Raw genomic sequence first — 15,736 nt, forward strand, 5'->3', positions numbered from 1 at the left:
CGTGAGGCAACGGGACGGCGATGGCAAGACCACGGGGACCAACGACTCCCCGGACGTTCGTGGTGACAAGGAGGAGTCGGACGTGCCCTTCGATCCGGACGCTACCGGGGTCATCCCGAAGCTGACGTTCGAGCCTTCTGCCGAGGAGGGCTCGAAGGCGGCCGGGGAACCCCCGAAGAGCGGCGACGAGGGCGCGGCCGACGCGGAAGAGACCACGGCCATCCGCCTGCCGATTCCCCTCACCTCCGATGCCGAGCCAGGTGCCGAGGACGGGAAGGCCGCCGCCTCCGGTGCCTCCAGCGCGGACGAGGAGGTTGCGGGCACGCAACCCATGAAGATCGCCGCGGCGCCGAAGATCGCCGACGCGCCCGAGACGGCAGACGCCAAGACGCAGAAGGCACCCACCGGCCAGGCACCGGCCGGCGGCGGGACCGCCGCAAGCGCGACCGCTCCGGGAACCGCCGCCCCCGGCGCAGCCACCGCGAGCACGACCGCTCCGGGAACCGCCGCCCCCGGCGCAGCCACCGCGAGCACGACCGCTCCGGGAACCGCCGCCCCTGACGCAGCCGCCGCGAGTCCGGCTGCCTCGGGCGGCGCGGGCCACGCCACCAGCGCCGGTGGTGCGAGCCCCGCCCAAGCCGGGCCGACCGGAGCCGGAGGTGGCCCCGGGAGTGCGGCCGGAGCCGGTGGGGCGCGGAGTCTGGCGGAGCTCGTGCAGCCGATGACCGCTCCCGGGCAGGCGCCGGGTGGGGTGGCGGTGCAGAGTCCGCCGATGAGCCCGCCCATGGGTCAGCCGGGCCGGCCCTTCCAGCAGCAGGCCGCCCCCGCACAGCAAGGGCAGCGAAAGCCGAGCGGGCTCAAGGCCAGGATCGGTGCGCTGATCGCCAGTGCGCCCAAGTGGCTCCCCGTGGTGCTGGTCCTTGAGGGCCTGGTCATGTACATCCTGGCGCTCAAGGTCCCCCCGGGCCCGATGCGCGGTGTGGACCCGGCCGACATCGACGGCCTCGGCCTGATCTCGGCCCTGCCGGCGACGGCGTTCATCGCCATCCTGATCATGATCGTGTCGTTCTTCGTCACGGTCTCCCAGAGCACGGACCGCAAGTTCCTGCTGCTGTTCCAGATCGCCGCGATCACGTTCGCCCTGCACGGGGCGGGCGCGCTGGTGGCGGAGCAGCCGCGCTTCCCGACGGCTTACATCCATGCCGGTTTCGTGGAGTTCATCGGCAGGACCGGCGATACGGCGATCAACATCGACGCCCGCATGGGCTGGCCGGGCTTCTTCGCGTTGTTCGCGTTCGTCACGAAGGCGGCGGGCATCAGCGACATGACGCCGATCCTGCAGTGGACGCCGCTGCTGTCGAACCTGCTCTACTTGCTGCCGTTCGTGCTCATCCTGCGCCAGGTGGTGGCGACGACGCGGGCCCGGTGGTTCGCGGCGCTGCTGTTCATCCTGGTGCAGTGGATCGGCCAGGACTACTTCTCGCCGCAGGGCTTCACGTTCGCGCTGTATCTGGCGTTCGTGGCGATCCTGCTGCGCTGGTTCGGCCGGGTGGAGCCGCGCACGAAGCCGATCCCGCCGAAGGGCCTGCGCAAGTGGATCGGCAAGCTGGACGCGATGACGCCGGGCGAGCTGGCCAACACCGGCACGTTCCGCGCCGACAAGCTGCTGATGCTGCTGATGCTCATCGCGCTGTTCCTGGCGTCGGTGGCCTCGCATCAGATCACGCCGTTCATGATGCTGGGCGTGCTGACGGCGTTCCTGCTGTTCAAGCGGACGACGCTGACGTGGGCGCTGCCGTTCTTCCTCGGCCTGATGGTGCTGGCCTGGATCAGCTACATGACGGTGGGCTTCTGGGCCAGCCAGATCGACACGATCTTCGGCGGCCTGGGCAACATCGTGCAGAACCTGCGCAGCAACACCGGCGACAGGATCGAGGGCACGGACCCGGCGCACGCGATCGTGCTGCAGGCCCGGCTGGGCATCCTCGCGGTCATCCTGGGCTGCGCGGCGGCGGGGTTGTTCCGCCGGCTGCGGCGCGGGGTGTTCGACCGCTCGGCGCTGATCCTGCTGTGCGTACCGGTGCTGGCGCTGGCGCTGCAGAGCTACGGCGGCGAGATCGGGCTGCGCATCTACATGTTCGCGCTGCCGGGCGCGTGCCTGCTGGCCGCGTACGCGTTCTTCCCGAACCTGCCGGCCGACAGCGCCGACGTGCGCGACGAGACGGTGCCGCTGCGCAAGCGCAACGTGCGCTTCAACCCGCAGCTCACCAGGAAGATCTCGCTGGTGCTCGCGGCCTGCTTCGCGGTGATGTTCGCGATGGCGTTCCTGGTGGCGAGGTACGGCAACGAGAAGTTCGAACGGGTCACCACCGGCGAGGTGGCGGCCCTGCACTACGTCTACGAGCACGACAAGCCGAGCGCCCGCGTGATCTACCTGGTGCCGAAGGAGGGCCCCGAGGTCACGCCGTCGATGCCGTGGGGTGAGCGGGACATCGAGCGGGTGAGCTTCGCCGAGCAGGCGCTGGTGTTCAAGGACCCGACGCGGATCGACAAGGCGGTCGCGAAGCTGAAGAGCCAGCCGCGCAACTCGTACTTGATGGTGAGCCGCGCCCAGGTCAGCTACCTGCAGCTCAACGAGGGCTTCCCGGACGACTGGGGCGAGCGGTTCCGCGCCGCGCTGGACAAGTCGCCGGACATCAAGCGGGTGTTCGCCAACGAGGACGCGGCGCTGTACACCTGGAAGAAGTTCGTGCGCGGCACGGAGATCCCCGAACCGCTGCCGTACGAGGGCCGGGGCGACCCGACCTCCCCGTGGACGCCGGTGGGCATCGCCGCGCTGGCCGTGACGTGGGTGGCGCTGTTCAGCTACGAGATCATCCGGCTGAACGGCCCGAACCGGGCGCCGCGCGCCCGCAAGCGGCTGCTCTTCCTGGCGATACCGTCGTTCGTGATCGCGTTCGGCGTGATCATCGAGCGGTTCATCTACATCGCGGCGAACAACTGACGCGCGTCACCGGGGAGGGTGATCGGCGTAGTACTTCAGGGGTACGCGGCCGATCCCCTCCCCGGCGTGACGACGATGACGCAGGCCGCTCCGTAGCGTCGCAGGCATGCGTCTCCCCTTACCTCGCAGCCTGCTGAACCTGATCGTGGCGGCCTCCACGGCGGCTCTCGTGGCGGCTCCGCTGTCGGGCACGGAGATCCCGGCCCCCGCGCCCGTCAAGCCGCCTCCGGGGCTGTCAGAGGCCCGCTACGCCGCCGTACGGCAGGGCATCGTGGCGGCGGAGCGGATGGCGGCCGAGCACGGCCACCGGCGCCGCGCCGAGGCGCTGCGGGCGATGGCGGACCCGGCGCGCCGCTTCCTGTTCTTCGACGGCCGCGACGGCGGCCGGTCGGCGGAGGTCTTCGGCGACCTCGCCACGGCCGAGCGGGTCGCGGTGCTGGTGCCCGGCTCGGACACGAGCCTCGAACGCTACGACAAGCTGCTGTCCGGCGCGCTGGCCTTACAGGCGGAACTTGGCGAGCGGGCGGCGGTGGTGGCCTGGCTCGGCTACCGGACGCCCACCACGTACGACGCCGCGCTGCTGACCCCTGACCGGGCCGACGCGGCGGTCCCGGCACTGCGGGCCTTCGTGGACGAGCTGGGGCAGGCCAGGGTGACGCTGCTGTGCCACTCGTACGGCGCCGTCGTCTGCGGCCGGGCCGCGCCCGTGCTGCCGGAGGTGGCGAACATCGTCCTGTTCGGCGCCCCCGGCACCGGCACCGCCGCCCCGCTGCGCACCCAGGCCCGGGTGTGGGCGGCGAGGACCGCGGGCGACTGGATCTCCCTGGTGCCGCACGCCCAGTTCGGCCTGCCGTTCGTCACGCTGGGCCTCGGCCTGGACCCGGTCGCCCCCGAGGCGGGCGCGCGCGTCTTCCCGGCCGGGGACGGCGGCCACAGCGACTATCTGCGGCCCGGCGCCCCGGCGCTGCACACCATCGCGCGGATCGTCTCCGGCGATGCGTGACCGCGTTCAGACGGCGAGGGCCAGGCCGGCGGCGGGCGGACCTTCGGCGCTGCGCGAGCTGCTCGAACGGGTCGAGCGGGCCACCCCCGCAGGCCGTGACCGCGCCATCGACGGGCTGCGCGCCCTGGCCATCGCCGGCGTGGTGCTCGGTCACTGGCTGGTGACGGCGCTGGTCGCCGACAGCGGCACCCTGCGCGGGGCCAGCCCGTTGCGCGAGCTCCCGGCGTTCACCCCGGCGTCCTGGCTGTTCCAGACGCTGGCGGTGTTCTTCCTGGTGGGCGGGCTGGTCGCGGCACGCGGGCGGGCCCGCGCCGAGCAGGGGTTCCGGGCGTGGCTGCGCAGGCGGCTGGCCCGGCTGTTCGCGCCGGTCATGGCCGTGGCCGCGGTGTGGTCGGTGATCGCGGTGACCATGCTGGCGCGCGGGGTGGCGGTGGACACCGTGCTCGCGCTGGCCGCGCTGGTGTGGTCGCCGCTGTGGTTCCTGCTGGTGTTCGGGGCGCTGACGGCGCTGACCCCGGTGGCGGCGAGGATCGGCCCCGCGTGGCCGGTGGCGGTGGTGGCGCTGGTCGATCTGGTGCGCTTCTGGCTCGGCGGTCCCGGCTGGCTCGGCTGGGTGAACGTGATCGCGGGGTGGCTGGTGCCGTACTGCCTCGGAGCCTCGTGGGCGGGCGGCCTGCCGAGCCGGCGTACGGGGTGGGCGCTGCTGCTGGGCGGCGCCGCCGCCACGGCCGTGCTGGTGCTGTGGGCCGGTTACCCGGCCTCGATGGTGGGCGTGCCGGGCGCGGCGGTCTCGAACCTCGACCCTCCCACGCTGGCCGCCGTCACTTTCGGCCTGGCGCAGTGCGGGGCGGCGCGGCTGCTGGCCGGCCCCTTGCGCCGGGCCCTGCGCCGCCCTCTGGCCTGGGCCGCCGTGGCCGTGGTGAACGTCCACGCGATCACGATCTTCCTCTGGCACCAGACCGCGATGATCGCCGTGACCGCCCTCGGCCTGCTGACCGGCGGCATCCTGCCGGGCCTGCACACCGCCCCTGACTCGGCGGCGTGGGTGGCGGCCCGGCTGGCCTGGCTGCCGGTGTTCGGGGCGGCACTGGTGGCGTGCTGCGCACTCGCCGGTGTCAAGAGACCCGGGAGAGCCGGGGGCTGAAGGATCAGGCGCCGCCGCGTCCCGACCACTTGATCTCGTACGGCCGGAGCGTGACCTGCCGCCCGTCCACGGTGGCCGTGACGTCCTGGTCGCTGGTGTTGACCATGACGAGCTGCTGCTCCTGCCCGATCGCCCTGATCCTCGGGTCGGAGCTGCCGACCTCCTCGACGCGCACCCCGGCGGGGAACCATCGGGTGAAGCCGCTCAGCAGCCCCGCCATCGGCATCTCGCCGCCGACCTTGGGCCGCCACAGACAGCCGGGGCACTCGCCTTCGCCGTCCTGCTGCGGGTTCCAGTAGAGGGCGGTGGTGACGCCGCTCTTGACGAACTCCATCAGGGCGGCCGCCTGCACGGCCGTGCGCTTCTCCTCGCTCCAGCCGGAGTTCTCCGGCTCGACGTACCACTCGGCCCACCACACGGGCATGTCGCCGCTCTTCTGCCGCAGCCAGTTGGTGATCGCGCTGAACTTGCCGAGCGCGCCGAAGTCGTCGGGCACGTTGCCCTGGTCGGTGGTCATGGTGGCGCCGTCCACCACGATGAAGTCGGCGCCCTTCTTGTGCTCGATCCAGTATTCGATGGCGTCCAGCGCCCGCTGGTCGACGGTGCCCCAGGGCCCGCTCAGCTCCGACGCGCCGCCCGCCGCGGTGGTCCCGATCGACATGTAGGGGCCGCCGACCTTGATCTCCGGATCCACCCGCTTCAGGGCGTCGTAGACCTTGTTGTACATCTCGGTGTAGCCCTCGGCGTCCCACCGGTTGGTGTCGGCGTTCCAGAAGCCCTTGAACTCGTTCCACACCATGTAGTGCTTGACCGTCGGGTACTGCTCGGCCACCCGCGCGGCCAGCTTGGCGAAGTCGTCGAAGTGCTCCTTCTCGGGTGCGACCGTGTGGTTCTTGCTCCAGTCGGTACGCCCGGCCTGCCCGCCCTTCATCCAGTCGGGGGCGCAGCAGAGCGTGATGACCGGGATCGCTCGCGAGGACGCCATGAAGGTCAGCCGCCGGTCGAGGTCGCGGAAGTTGAACTGCCCGGGGCTGGGCTCGGGGTTGCCCACGCCCCAGCCCATGATGTGCTGGTTCTGCAGCATCGGCACCCGGCCGAGCATGCCCCTGGCCTGGTCGGCGACGTGTTCGGGCTCGTTGTCCGCGCTGAACTGGGTGTGGGTGACGCCCCAGCGCGGCCAGTTGTCGAGCGCGGGCGGCGGCTCGAGCGTGGGAGCCGGCTGGGTGGGCATGGCGGTGGCGACCTCGCCGCCACTGAACTCGCCGCGGGCCTTGGTGCGGATGGAGGCGTAGATCATGATGCCTGCCACCAGCACCACCGCGAGCACGCCCGCCCCGAGCGCGAGCGGCCACGGCGATCGTCTGCGCGCGTGCCGGCCGTCGGTCGGAATCACTGAACGCTCCTCATCCTCGCAAGGTTGTAAAGCGGGAGAATCCTGAACCTACAAGGTCTGAAGACCGACGAGGGCCGGGTAGCGATACCCGGCCCTCTCAAAGTAGTGCGCCGACCCGTGCGGATCAGGTCATCACCCGACATTCGGCGGCCGCTGGCCGCTCGCGGGGCCCGGCACGCCCGCGTACCGGTACGGCACGGGCTGCCGGCCCGGCTGCACGACGAGGAGCGTGCCCGGGGTGTCGGTGTAGAAGGCGCTCTCGACGGCGGCGGCCACGTCGTCGGCGGTGAGCAGCGGGAAGCCGGCGTCGGCGAACACCTTGCGCGCCTCGGCCACGAGCGGCGTGTCGGTGAAGCCGGGGCAGACGGCGGCGATGCGGATGTTCTGTGCCGCGAGCGGCTCGGCCAGCGCCCGCACCAGGCCCACCACGGCGTGCTTGGTCATCGTGTAGACGGGGTCGGCGGAGTAGCCGACGAGCCCGGCGAGCGACGCGGTGGCCACGATGGCGCCGCCGCCGGAGCGGCGCAGCAGCGGCACGCTGGCCGCCACGCCGAACGCCACGCCGTCCACGTTGACCCCGACCACCTTGCGGTAGCGCGCGGCGTCGAAGTCCGCGAAGTCCACCCGGCCGGTGATGCCGGCGTTGAGGTGCACGAGGTCGAGCCGGCCGAAGCGGCGCTCGGCCAGCGCGACGGCCTCACGCGACGCCTCCTCCCGGCTGACGTCGGCGGCCAGCCAGGCGCCGTCCACCTCCTTGGCCACGCGCTCCACGCCCTGGGCGTCGACGTCGACGAGGACGCATCGGACGCCGCCCGACGCCAGGCGCCGCGCGACCGCGGCTCCGATGCCGCTCGCCGCTCCGGTGATCAGTGCAACAGTGCTCATGACGCTCCTTGCCGGACTTCGAGGCGGTCAGTGCTGGTCGAGCATGCGGTGCGCGCGGGCGATCAGCGTGGGCACGGCCGCACCGATGCGGTCGAATCCCTCACCCACGGTCTTACCCTGGCGGAAGCGGGCGTGGATACCCTCCACGATCACGGCGAGCTTGAAGTTGCCGAACGCCACGTAGAAGCCGAGGTCGGAGATCTCGCGTCCGGACACCTTGGCGTAGTGCGCGGCGAACTCGGCCGCGCTCAGGAAACCCGGCGCGGCCGTCACGTCTCCGGCCACCGGGATGCGCGCCCGCTCCTCGTCGTCCCTGTCGTACCAGTACGTCAGCGTGAGCCCCAGGTCGGCCAGCGGGTCGCCGAGCGTGGACATCTCCCAGTCGACCACCGCCGCGATCCGCAGGTCGTCGAGCCGCAGCAGGGTGTTGTCCAGCCGGTAGTCGCCGTGCACGAGCGTGCCGGGCGCCTCGGCGGGCAGCCGTTCGCGCAGCCGCTCGACCAGGCGGTAGTAGTCGGGCAGGTCGGCGGTCTTCGAGCGCTCCCACTGCTGGCACCAGCGGTCGAGCTGCCTGGCGAGGTAGCCCTCCGGCCGGCCGAAGTCGCCGAGCCCCACCTCGCGGTAGTCCACGGCGTGGATGGCGGCGAGCACCTCGGCCAGCCGCTCCGACAGGCGCCGCGCGCGCTCGGGCGACGGGTCGCCGAGCTCCTCGCGGGTGCGTACGGCGGCGCCCTCGACGTACCCCATGAGGTAGAACGGCGCGCCGATGACGTCCTCGTCGGCGCAGAACGCGACCGGCTCCGGCACCGGGACGGGCGTCGGCGCGAGCGCCGAGATGACCCGCCACTCGCGGCGCATGTCGTGAGCGGTCGGAAGCACGTGACCGAGCGGTGGCCTGCGCAGCACCAGCCGGCGGCCCTCGGCCTCGACCAGGTAGGTGAGGTTGGACTTCCCACCCGAGATCAGCGAGACGGCGCCGGGCTCACCGGCGTCGGGCACGTGTCGGCCCATCCAGGCGACCAGACGGGGGTGGTCGATGCCGGGCACGCTCCCAGATTCGGTCATGACCCCACATTAGAACGTCATTCGGTCCTGAGCGCTAGCTGGGAATCTTGTAACGTTCCGGACCTGCGGCGATGTCGGGGTGGCGAGATCCTTTACTCTGGGTATACACCCCTGGCCACAAGCTGGATAGCGAGTGCATGTCCGACAGTAGGAGCCCATGCGCGTCACCCTTGCTCTGCCTCGTGAACTGGGTCAGCCGGAAGTGAGCCGATGGCGTGCTCTGCAGGAAGCGGACGCCGCCTTCGACAACCCGTTCCTCTCCCCCGAATTCACGCTCACTGTGGGTGAGCTTCGGGATGTGGTCCGTGTCGCCGTCATCTACGACGGCCAGGAGATCGTGGGGTTCTTCCCGTTCGAACGACATCCGCTCGGCATCGGCAAACCGGTGGCGGCGGGCCTGACCGACGCCCAGGGCCTCGTGTACGCCAAGGACGTCGAGATCGACCCGCTGCGCCTGATCAGGGAGTGCGGCCTTTCCGTCTACGAGTTCGACCACCTGGTCTCCAGCCAGCCGCTGGTCAACGCGCGGGCCGAGCGGCATCCCTCGCCGATCATCGATCTGCGCGACGGCTGGGAGCCGTACACGGAGACGCTGCGCAAGAACTCCGGCAAGACGTACAAGTCGACTTTGGCCAAGTCGCGCAAGCTGCAGCGCGAGGTGGGGCCGCTGCGCCATGAGTACGCCACCACCGACCTGGCGCCGCTGCGCACGCTGCTCGGCTGGAAGACCGACCAGTACCGCCGCACCGGGCGCACCGACAGGTTCGCGCACAAGTGGATCGTGGAGCTGGTCGAGCGGCTGCTGGCCACGCAGACCGAGAGCTTCGCCGGGGTGCTCGACATGGTCTACGTCGACGACCGGCCGATGGCCGGGCATTTCGGGGTGCGCACGCGTACGACGCTGGCCGGCTGGTTCCCCGCCTACGACCCGGCGTTCGCGAAGTTCTCGCCCGGCCTCATCCACCACCTGGCGATGGCCGAGCGGGCCGCCGCCGACGGCATCCAGATCATCGACATGGGCAGGGGCCAGAAGGAGTACAAGGACAAGCTCAAGAACGGCGAGCTGGAGGTCGCCGAGGGCCGGGTGGCCAAGGCCGGTGTGGCGGCGGGCGTCCACTGGCTGATGCGGGTGCCGGTGCGCAAGACCCGGGCGACCGTGCTGGCCAACCCGATACTGCTCAAAACCGCCGACAAAGCGTTGAAAACGTACGGGAGACTGCGTACTGTCCTACAAGGGTGAAACGCATCGCAGAGCGTACAGACCGTTACTGTCTGTCGCTTCCGTCCAACCGGCTGGGGCTTTATCTCGCACTCCGCCATTGGTGCGCGCCCGGCCAGCGGCTGCTGATGTCACCCATCTCGGCGGACGAGATCCTGTTCCTCGTGCTCGCGGCCGGCCTGCGCCCGGTGATCGCGCCGCTGTCGCCCCGTGACGGCAACATCGACGCCTCGCGGGCCGACCTCGCCTCGGTGGACGCCGTACTGACGACCAACCTGTACGGCCTGCCCGACGACGCGCCCGCCCTCGCCGGGAAGATCCTCATCGAGGACGTCGCCCACGCCATGGAGACCGACGTCGGGGGCCGCCCGGTCGGCACGTTCGGGCAGGCCGCGGTCTTCAGCCTGTCGAAGCACCCGGGCGCGGGCTCGGGCGGCGTGCTGGCCGTCGAGCACGAGTCCGATCTCAAGGCGCTCACCCACGCCCGCGACGCGCTGCTCACCCGCGGCTCCCTGCGCGCCGACCTGATGAGCGTGGCCACCTCCATGGCCCGCCAGGCGGCGCTCAGGCTCGATCTCGTACGCCCCGCGCTCATGCTCGCCCGCCGCCTCGGCATGGAGGAGCCACGCGAGGGATACCGCATCCCGCTGGCCGCCGCCGAGCTGAAACAGGCGCTCGAGCAGGTGCCGCTGCTGCCGCCCTTCGACCCGTGGGTCCGCGCCGACCAGCACGCCTACCGGATGCGCCGCGGCCCCGTGGTGCGCTGGTACCAGGCCAGGCGGCTGGAGAAGGTACGCCGTGAGCGTGCGCGCCGGGTGGCGGGCGTCGCACGCCTGGCCGAGCTGCCCACGGTCGCGCCCGCCGTGCTCGACGACCTGTCCAGGCCGCTGTTCCGGGTGCCGCTGCTGGTGGAGGATCGTGACGCGGCGATCGCCGAGCTGGAGCGGCACGGCGTGCCGACCGGCTACCTGTACGACCCGCCGTACGACGACTACGCCCCCGGCTTCGTCGATCCCTCGCCCGACCCGGGCCCGGCGCGCTGGTGGGCCCGCCACGTACTGCCCGTGGACCCGCTGTACGCGCACCGCTCCCTGCCCGTCCTGCGCCGGTTGCGGCCGCCCGCGCGCGGCCCGCACGACTGACCCGCTCAGCCACCCGGACGCTGGCAGATCAGGCCGGCCGCGCGCGGCCCGTACGACTGACCCGCTCAGCCGCCGAGACCCTCGCGGATCAGGCCGGCCAGGATGCGGCAGCCGCGCCGCACGTCGGACAGCGACGCCGAGCCGTACCCGATGACCAGGCCGTGCACGCGCGGCTCGCCGTGGTGGTGCCGGGCGGTGGAGTCGAGCAGCACCCCGCGCCGCGCCGCCCGCTCGATCACCTCGGGCACCAGGCCGGACGGCAGCTCGGCGACCACGTGCAGGCCGGCCGTGTCGCCGCGCAGGCGGCTGACCGGGCCGAGCAGCTCGACCACGGCGGCGCGGCGGCGCGCGTACTCCAGGCGCATCCTGCGCAGGTGGCGGTCGAGGTCACCGCGCTCGATCAGGGTCGCCACGGCCTGCTGCACGGGGCCGCTGGTGCGGTCGGCCACCGCCTCGCGCAGTGCGGCGACCTCGGCGAGCAGCTCCGGCGTGCCGACCAGCCAGCCGACGCCGACGTCGGGCGCGAGCGTCTTCGACAGCGTGCCGAGCAGCACCACGCGGGCCGGGTCGAGGCCGTAGAGCGCGGGCAGCGGGGCCACGTCGTAGCGGAACTCGGCGTCGTAGTCGTCCTCCACGATCGTCGCGCCCGTGCTCCGTGCCCAGGCGAGCAGCCGTTCCCTGCGCGGGATCGGCAGCCGGCCGCCGAGCGGGTACTGGTGCGCCGGTGTGGTGTAGAGCAGGCGCAGGTCGCCGGGCAGGCCGTCGACGATCACGCCGTCCTCGTCCACCCGGCACGGGACCACCGCCGCGCCCCGGGAGGCGAAGATCGTCCGCGCGGTCGGGTAGCCGGGGTCCTCGACTCCCGCCTTCGTGCCGGGGCCGAGCAGGGCGCGGGCGACCAGGTCGAGCCCGTTGCCGGTGCCCCTGGTGACCAGGACGTTCTCCGGACCGGCGACCACGCCCCTGGCCCGCCTGAGGTGCTCGGCGAGCAGCTCGCGCAGGCGCGGCAGGCCGTACGGGTCCGGCGACGCGCCGGGCGGCAGGTCGGCGGCCCTGCGCCAGGCGCGCTTCCATGCCGCGTGGTCGTAGTCGCGCACCCAGGGCTCGCCCGCCCTGAGGTCGATCGCGCCGGGTGGCGGCTGCGGCGGAGCGGGCGCGCGGGGGCGCTCCCGCTTCGGTTCCTGCCGCGCGCTCGCGCCGCCGGGGGTGAGGTCGGCCACGAAGGTGCCGGAGCCGTGCCTGCCCTCCAGCCAGCCTTCGGCGTAGAGCTGCTGGTACGCCTCCGTCACCACCGTCCTGCTCACCCCGAGCTGCGCGGCCAGCGCCCGGGTGGACGGCAGCCGCTCCCCCGGGGCCAGCGCGCCGTCGAGCATGGCGCGGCGCAGCCGCCCGGCGAGCTGGGCGGTGAGCGGCTCGGCCGACTCGCGGGAGAGGGAGAGTGGCAGGTCAACGGGCGTGCGCATGAAAGTGGTCTCTGCGAAGGGGTCGATAGTGGCCCTACAGCGTAGGTCCACTTCGTCGTTACGGTCGAATCATGCTCTCCACCACAGCGCGTACCACGCTCGGACGCTCGAAGGAGCGCGGCAGCACCGACAGGAACGACCTGTACGAGGTACTCGACACCGGCATGATCTGCCATCTCGGCGTGATCGTGAACGGACATCCGATGGTGATCCCCACCGGCTACGGGCGCGCCGGTGAGACCCTCTACCTGCACGGCTCCACCGGGGCGACCTCGCTGCGCGCGGCCGACGGCAACGAGGTGTGCGTCACCGTCACCCACCTCGACGGCATCGTGCTGGCGCGCTCGATCTTCAACCACTCCGTCAACTACCGCTCGGCGATCATCTACGGGCGGGCGCGGCTGGTGGCGGATCACGACGAGCGCATGGAGGGCCTGCGCGTGCTGTCGGAGCGGCTGGCCCCCGGCCAGTGGGACTACGCCCGCCGCCCCTCGCGCAAGGAGCTGGCCGCCACGGCCGTGCTGGCGCTGTCGCTGGAGGAGGCGTCGGTGAAGATGCGCAGCGGCGGGCCGAAGGACGAGGAGGAGGACTACGAGCTGCCGGTCTGGGCCGGGGTGCTGCCGCTGGTCACGTCGTGGGGCGAGCCCGAGCCGGATCCGCTGCTCCCAGAAGGTATCGCCACGCCTGTTCACATCCTCCACCGGGAGTAGTTCCATAAATTCCGGAACCACCTGGAAAACCCGACTCCTTGATCACGCGTCTCATCAGGTGGGCCGGCTCCTGATGGGAGAGGCATATGGAGTGGAGCGCTCCGGGTTACACGGAGATCAGGCAGCTCGGGGCGGGTGCGAGCGGGCGCGTCGCGCTGGCGGTGCACGACGCCACCGGGGTCGAGGTCGCGATCAAATACCTGTCCGGCAAGCTGCTGCGCGAACCGGCCGCGCTGGCCAGGTTCCAGTCGGAGGCGCGGCTGCTCACCACGCTGCGCGACCCGCACATCGCCACGATGCTGGAGTACATCCAGGACGCCCGCGGCGCCGCCATCGTGATGGAGCTGGTCAACGGCGTCTCCCTGCGCGCCCTGCTGCGCGAGAACGGCACCACCGGGCCTGAGGCCGCGCTCGTCGTGCTGAAGGGCTCGCTGCTCGGGCTGGCCAGGGCGCACGCGATGGGGCTCGTGCACCGCGACTACAAGCCGGAGAACGTGATCGTCCGCGACGACGGGCTCAGCAAGCTCGTCGACTTCGGCATCGCGGTCCGGCAGGGCAGCGCCTCCCGTCCTGAGGGGACGCCGCCGTACATGGCGCCGGAGCTGTGGGAGGGGCGGCCCTCCTCGCCCGCCACCGACGTGTACGCCGCCACCGCCGTCTTCTTCGAATGCCTGACCGGGCACCGGCCCTACCGCTCGACCGAGCCGGTCGTCCTGGGCTACCAGCACCTCCACGCCCCCGTGCCGGTCCAGGACGCCCCCGAGCCGGTGCGCGGGCTGATCAGAGCCGGCCTGGCCAAGGACCCGGCGCTGCGGCCGGCGAGCGCGCTGGAGTTCGTGGCCGAGCTCGAGGCCACGGCGCGGGCGGCGTACGGGGAGGACTGGGAGGAACGCGGCAGGCGGCGGCTGGCCGCGCTCGTCGCCCTGCTCGCGCTGCTGCTGCCCAAGCCGCAGACGCCCGGCGCCGAGGTGACCACGTCGCTGGCCAGGACCGTCTTCCGCGGCATGCGGGCGAACGCGCGCAAGCTGGCGATGGGCGGGGCGGTCGCCGCCGCGGCGGCCGTGGCGGTGGTCGTGCTGATCAACCGGCCGACGCCGGTCGAGGAGGCGGCGGCGGTGGCCGCACCGCCGAGCGAGATCGCGGCGCCGCCCGCCGTACCCTCCGGGGCCGGGGAGACGCCTGAGGCCGCGTCGAGCCCCGAGCCCGACGAGCCCGAGCCGTCCGGCTCCGACATCACCGTGCCCGAGCCCGGCACGCGCTCCACCGCGCCCGAGCCCGAGTCCGGCACCCCATCCACCGTGCCCGAGTCCGGCACCCCATCCACCGTGCCCGAGTCCGGCACCCCATCCACCGTGCCCGAGTCCGCCACCGTATCCGCCGTGCCGGAGCCCGCACGCCCCGAGCCGTCCGGCGGGGAGCCGGAGGGCACGCCGCAGGCCGAGCCGCAGACCCCGCCGGGCACGCGCCCGTCGCAGCGGCCGCGCCCCGAGGAGAGCGCCACCGGCCCAGGCCCGGCCACCTTGCGCCCCGCCGAGCCGCGCACCACCACCCCGGCACCCGGCGGCGACAGGACACCGGACGCTCCCACCGACCGGCCCACGGCCACCGGTGATCCCGCGCCGCCCGCCACCTCCGTGCTCGGCCTGACGCTCGGCCGCATCACGGTGGGCTCCGACGGGGTGGCCCGCAGCACGCTCACCCTCCGGACGAGCGGCACGGGCCCCGTCACCGCCACCGCCGTCTGGTCGGCCTCGGGCGCGGACGGCCGGACCGAGCGCGTGCGCCTCAGCGGCGCCAGGTTCTACGCCCGCACGCTGGCCTGGCGGATGGGCGAGCAGCCGTGCGGCACGACCGTCTCGCTGGCCGTCACCACCTCGCCCGCCGCCTTCGGCGGCCCGAGGACGGCCAGGGTTTCCGTGCCGCCCTGCCCGGCCCGGGTGACCGCGCTGAACGTCTCGCTCGGCCTGCCCGCCGCGCCCGCCCGCACCGCCACGGCCCGGATCAAGGTCACGGCGAGCGGCAGGGGGGCGATCCCGGTGCGGGCCGGGTTCGCGGTGGACGGCGAGCCGGCCGGCACGCGTACCGCCCAGTTGTCCGGGCGTACCTCCTACAGCCGGGCCTTCACCCTCGCGCTGCGCTCGCGCCCGTGCGGCTCCACGCTGTCGGTGCAGGTGACCGCGGGCGGCAGGACGGCCACCGCACGCGCCTCGGTGCCCTGCCCCGCGCAGGTGCGGCGGGTCGCCATCGTGGAGGCGGGCGTGTACGGCGGCGTGCAGGCGCAGGTCCGCGTGACCACGGCGAGCACGCAGCCGGTGCGGCTGACGGTCAGGTTCGCCGCCGGGGCAAGCCGCGACTCGCGGACGGTCACCCTATCGGGCGGCACCTCCTACAGCCGGGCCTTCCGCTTCCCGGCCAGGATGCCCTGCGGCACCAGGTGGTCGATCACCGCTCTCACCGACCCGGCCGCGGCGGGCGGCGCCGACACCCGTACGGGCACCACCCCGGCCTGCCCGCGGGACGACGAGCCCGATCCTCAGGGCTCCCCCTCCCCCGGCACGCCGGCGAAAAATCCTCCGATCGTGAAGACCCCGTCCGAGGAGCCGCCTCCGGTGGCGAAGACCCCCGCGGAGCAGACCGCTTCCGAGGCGCCTCGTCCCAGGTGAACGGGCCTATGGGCGGCGGCGCGCGGCGCCGTCGCCCGCTGCGTG

The 15,736-nt window shown here is 72.8% G+C and carries 11 protein-coding genes; 7 read left to right on the forward strand and 4 right to left on the reverse strand.

Annotation, left to right across the window (positions count from 1 at the left end; genetic code table 11):
• Position 1 precedes the first annotated feature (1 nt).
• From ACFMQL_RS06290 to ACFMQL_RS06300, 3 genes are all read left to right on the forward strand, one after another.
• Positions 2 to 3,004 carry a hypothetical protein gene (locus tag ACFMQL_RS06290; RefSeq protein ID WP_378784896.1) on the forward strand — a complete coding sequence of 1,001 codons (3,003 nt, stop codon included), beginning with the start codon at positions 2 to 4 and terminating at the stop codon, positions 3,002 to 3,004.
• A gap of 106 nt (positions 3,005 to 3,110) precedes the next feature.
• A complete protein-coding gene (locus ACFMQL_RS06295) occupies positions 3,111 to 4,007 on the forward strand; it encodes an alpha/beta hydrolase (RefSeq protein ID WP_364058428.1) in 897 nt (298 codons plus the stop codon).
• Positions 4,000 to 5,151: an acyltransferase gene (locus ACFMQL_RS06300; protein WP_378784898.1), complete on the forward strand. Its 1,152-nt coding sequence runs from the start codon at positions 4,000 to 4,002 to the stop codon at positions 5,149 to 5,151. Before ACFMQL_RS06295 ends, ACFMQL_RS06300 begins: the two co-directional genes overlap by 8 nt.
• A gap of 4 nt (positions 5,152 to 5,155) precedes the next feature.
• Here ACFMQL_RS06300 and ACFMQL_RS06305 read toward each other — a convergent pair whose 3' ends face one another.
• From ACFMQL_RS06305 to ACFMQL_RS06315, 3 genes are all read right to left on the reverse strand, one after another.
• Positions 5,156 to 6,544, reverse strand: a complete 1,389-nt coding sequence (locus tag ACFMQL_RS06305; RefSeq protein WP_364058434.1) for a xylan 1,4-beta-xylosidase — start codon at positions 6,542 to 6,544, stop codon at positions 5,156 to 5,158.
• Between the two features lie 132 nt (positions 6,545 to 6,676).
• On the reverse strand, positions 6,677 to 7,429 hold the full coding sequence (locus ACFMQL_RS06310; protein WP_364058437.1) for an SDR family oxidoreductase: 753 nt from the start codon (positions 7,427 to 7,429) through the stop codon (positions 6,677 to 6,679).
• Between the two features lie 27 nt (positions 7,430 to 7,456).
• A complete protein-coding gene (locus ACFMQL_RS06315) occupies positions 7,457 to 8,494 on the reverse strand; it encodes a phosphotransferase family protein (RefSeq protein ID WP_364058440.1) in 1,038 nt (345 codons plus the stop codon).
• Between the two features lie 298 nt (positions 8,495 to 8,792).
• Here ACFMQL_RS06315 and ACFMQL_RS06320 point away from each other — a divergent pair, with 298 nt between their 5' ends.
• Together ACFMQL_RS06320 and ACFMQL_RS06325 are read left to right on the forward strand one after the other, a co-directional pair.
• Positions 8,793 to 9,734 carry a GNAT family N-acetyltransferase gene (locus tag ACFMQL_RS06320; RefSeq protein ID WP_364058443.1) on the forward strand — a complete coding sequence of 314 codons (942 nt, stop codon included), beginning with the start codon at positions 8,793 to 8,795 and terminating at the stop codon, positions 9,732 to 9,734.
• On the forward strand, positions 9,731 to 10,855 hold the full coding sequence (locus tag ACFMQL_RS06325; RefSeq protein WP_378784899.1) for a DegT/DnrJ/EryC1/StrS family aminotransferase: 1,125 nt from the start codon (positions 9,731 to 9,733) through the stop codon (positions 10,853 to 10,855). The genes ACFMQL_RS06320 and ACFMQL_RS06325 overlap by 4 nt, the downstream gene beginning before the upstream one ends.
• Positions 10,856 to 10,920: 65 nt before the next feature.
• On the opposite strand, the gene ACFMQL_RS06330 is transcribed toward ACFMQL_RS06325, so the two are convergent.
• On the reverse strand, positions 10,921 to 12,318 hold the full coding sequence (locus ACFMQL_RS06330; RefSeq protein ID WP_378784900.1) for a PLP-dependent aminotransferase family protein: 1,398 nt from the start codon (positions 12,316 to 12,318) through the stop codon (positions 10,921 to 10,923).
• A 71-nt stretch (positions 12,319 to 12,389) separates the two neighbouring features.
• On the opposite strand from ACFMQL_RS06330, the gene ACFMQL_RS06335 reads away from it, so the two are divergent.
• Both ACFMQL_RS06335 and ACFMQL_RS06340 read left to right on the forward strand, forming a co-directional pair.
• Positions 12,390 to 13,028 carry a pyridoxamine 5'-phosphate oxidase family protein gene (locus ACFMQL_RS06335; protein ID WP_364058452.1) on the forward strand — a complete coding sequence of 213 codons (639 nt, stop codon included), beginning with the start codon at positions 12,390 to 12,392 and terminating at the stop codon, positions 13,026 to 13,028.
• A gap of 86 nt (positions 13,029 to 13,114) precedes the next feature.
• Complete coding sequence (locus tag ACFMQL_RS06340) at positions 13,115 to 15,691, forward strand: protein kinase (protein WP_378784901.1); 2,577 nt, start codon at positions 13,115 to 13,117, stop codon at positions 15,689 to 15,691.
• The last annotated feature ends 45 nt before the right edge of the window (positions 15,692 to 15,736 follow it).

Source organism: Nonomuraea fastidiosa, assembly GCF_042751225.1.
GTDB lineage: Bacteria > Actinomycetota > Actinomycetes > Streptosporangiales > Streptosporangiaceae > Nonomuraea > Nonomuraea fastidiosa.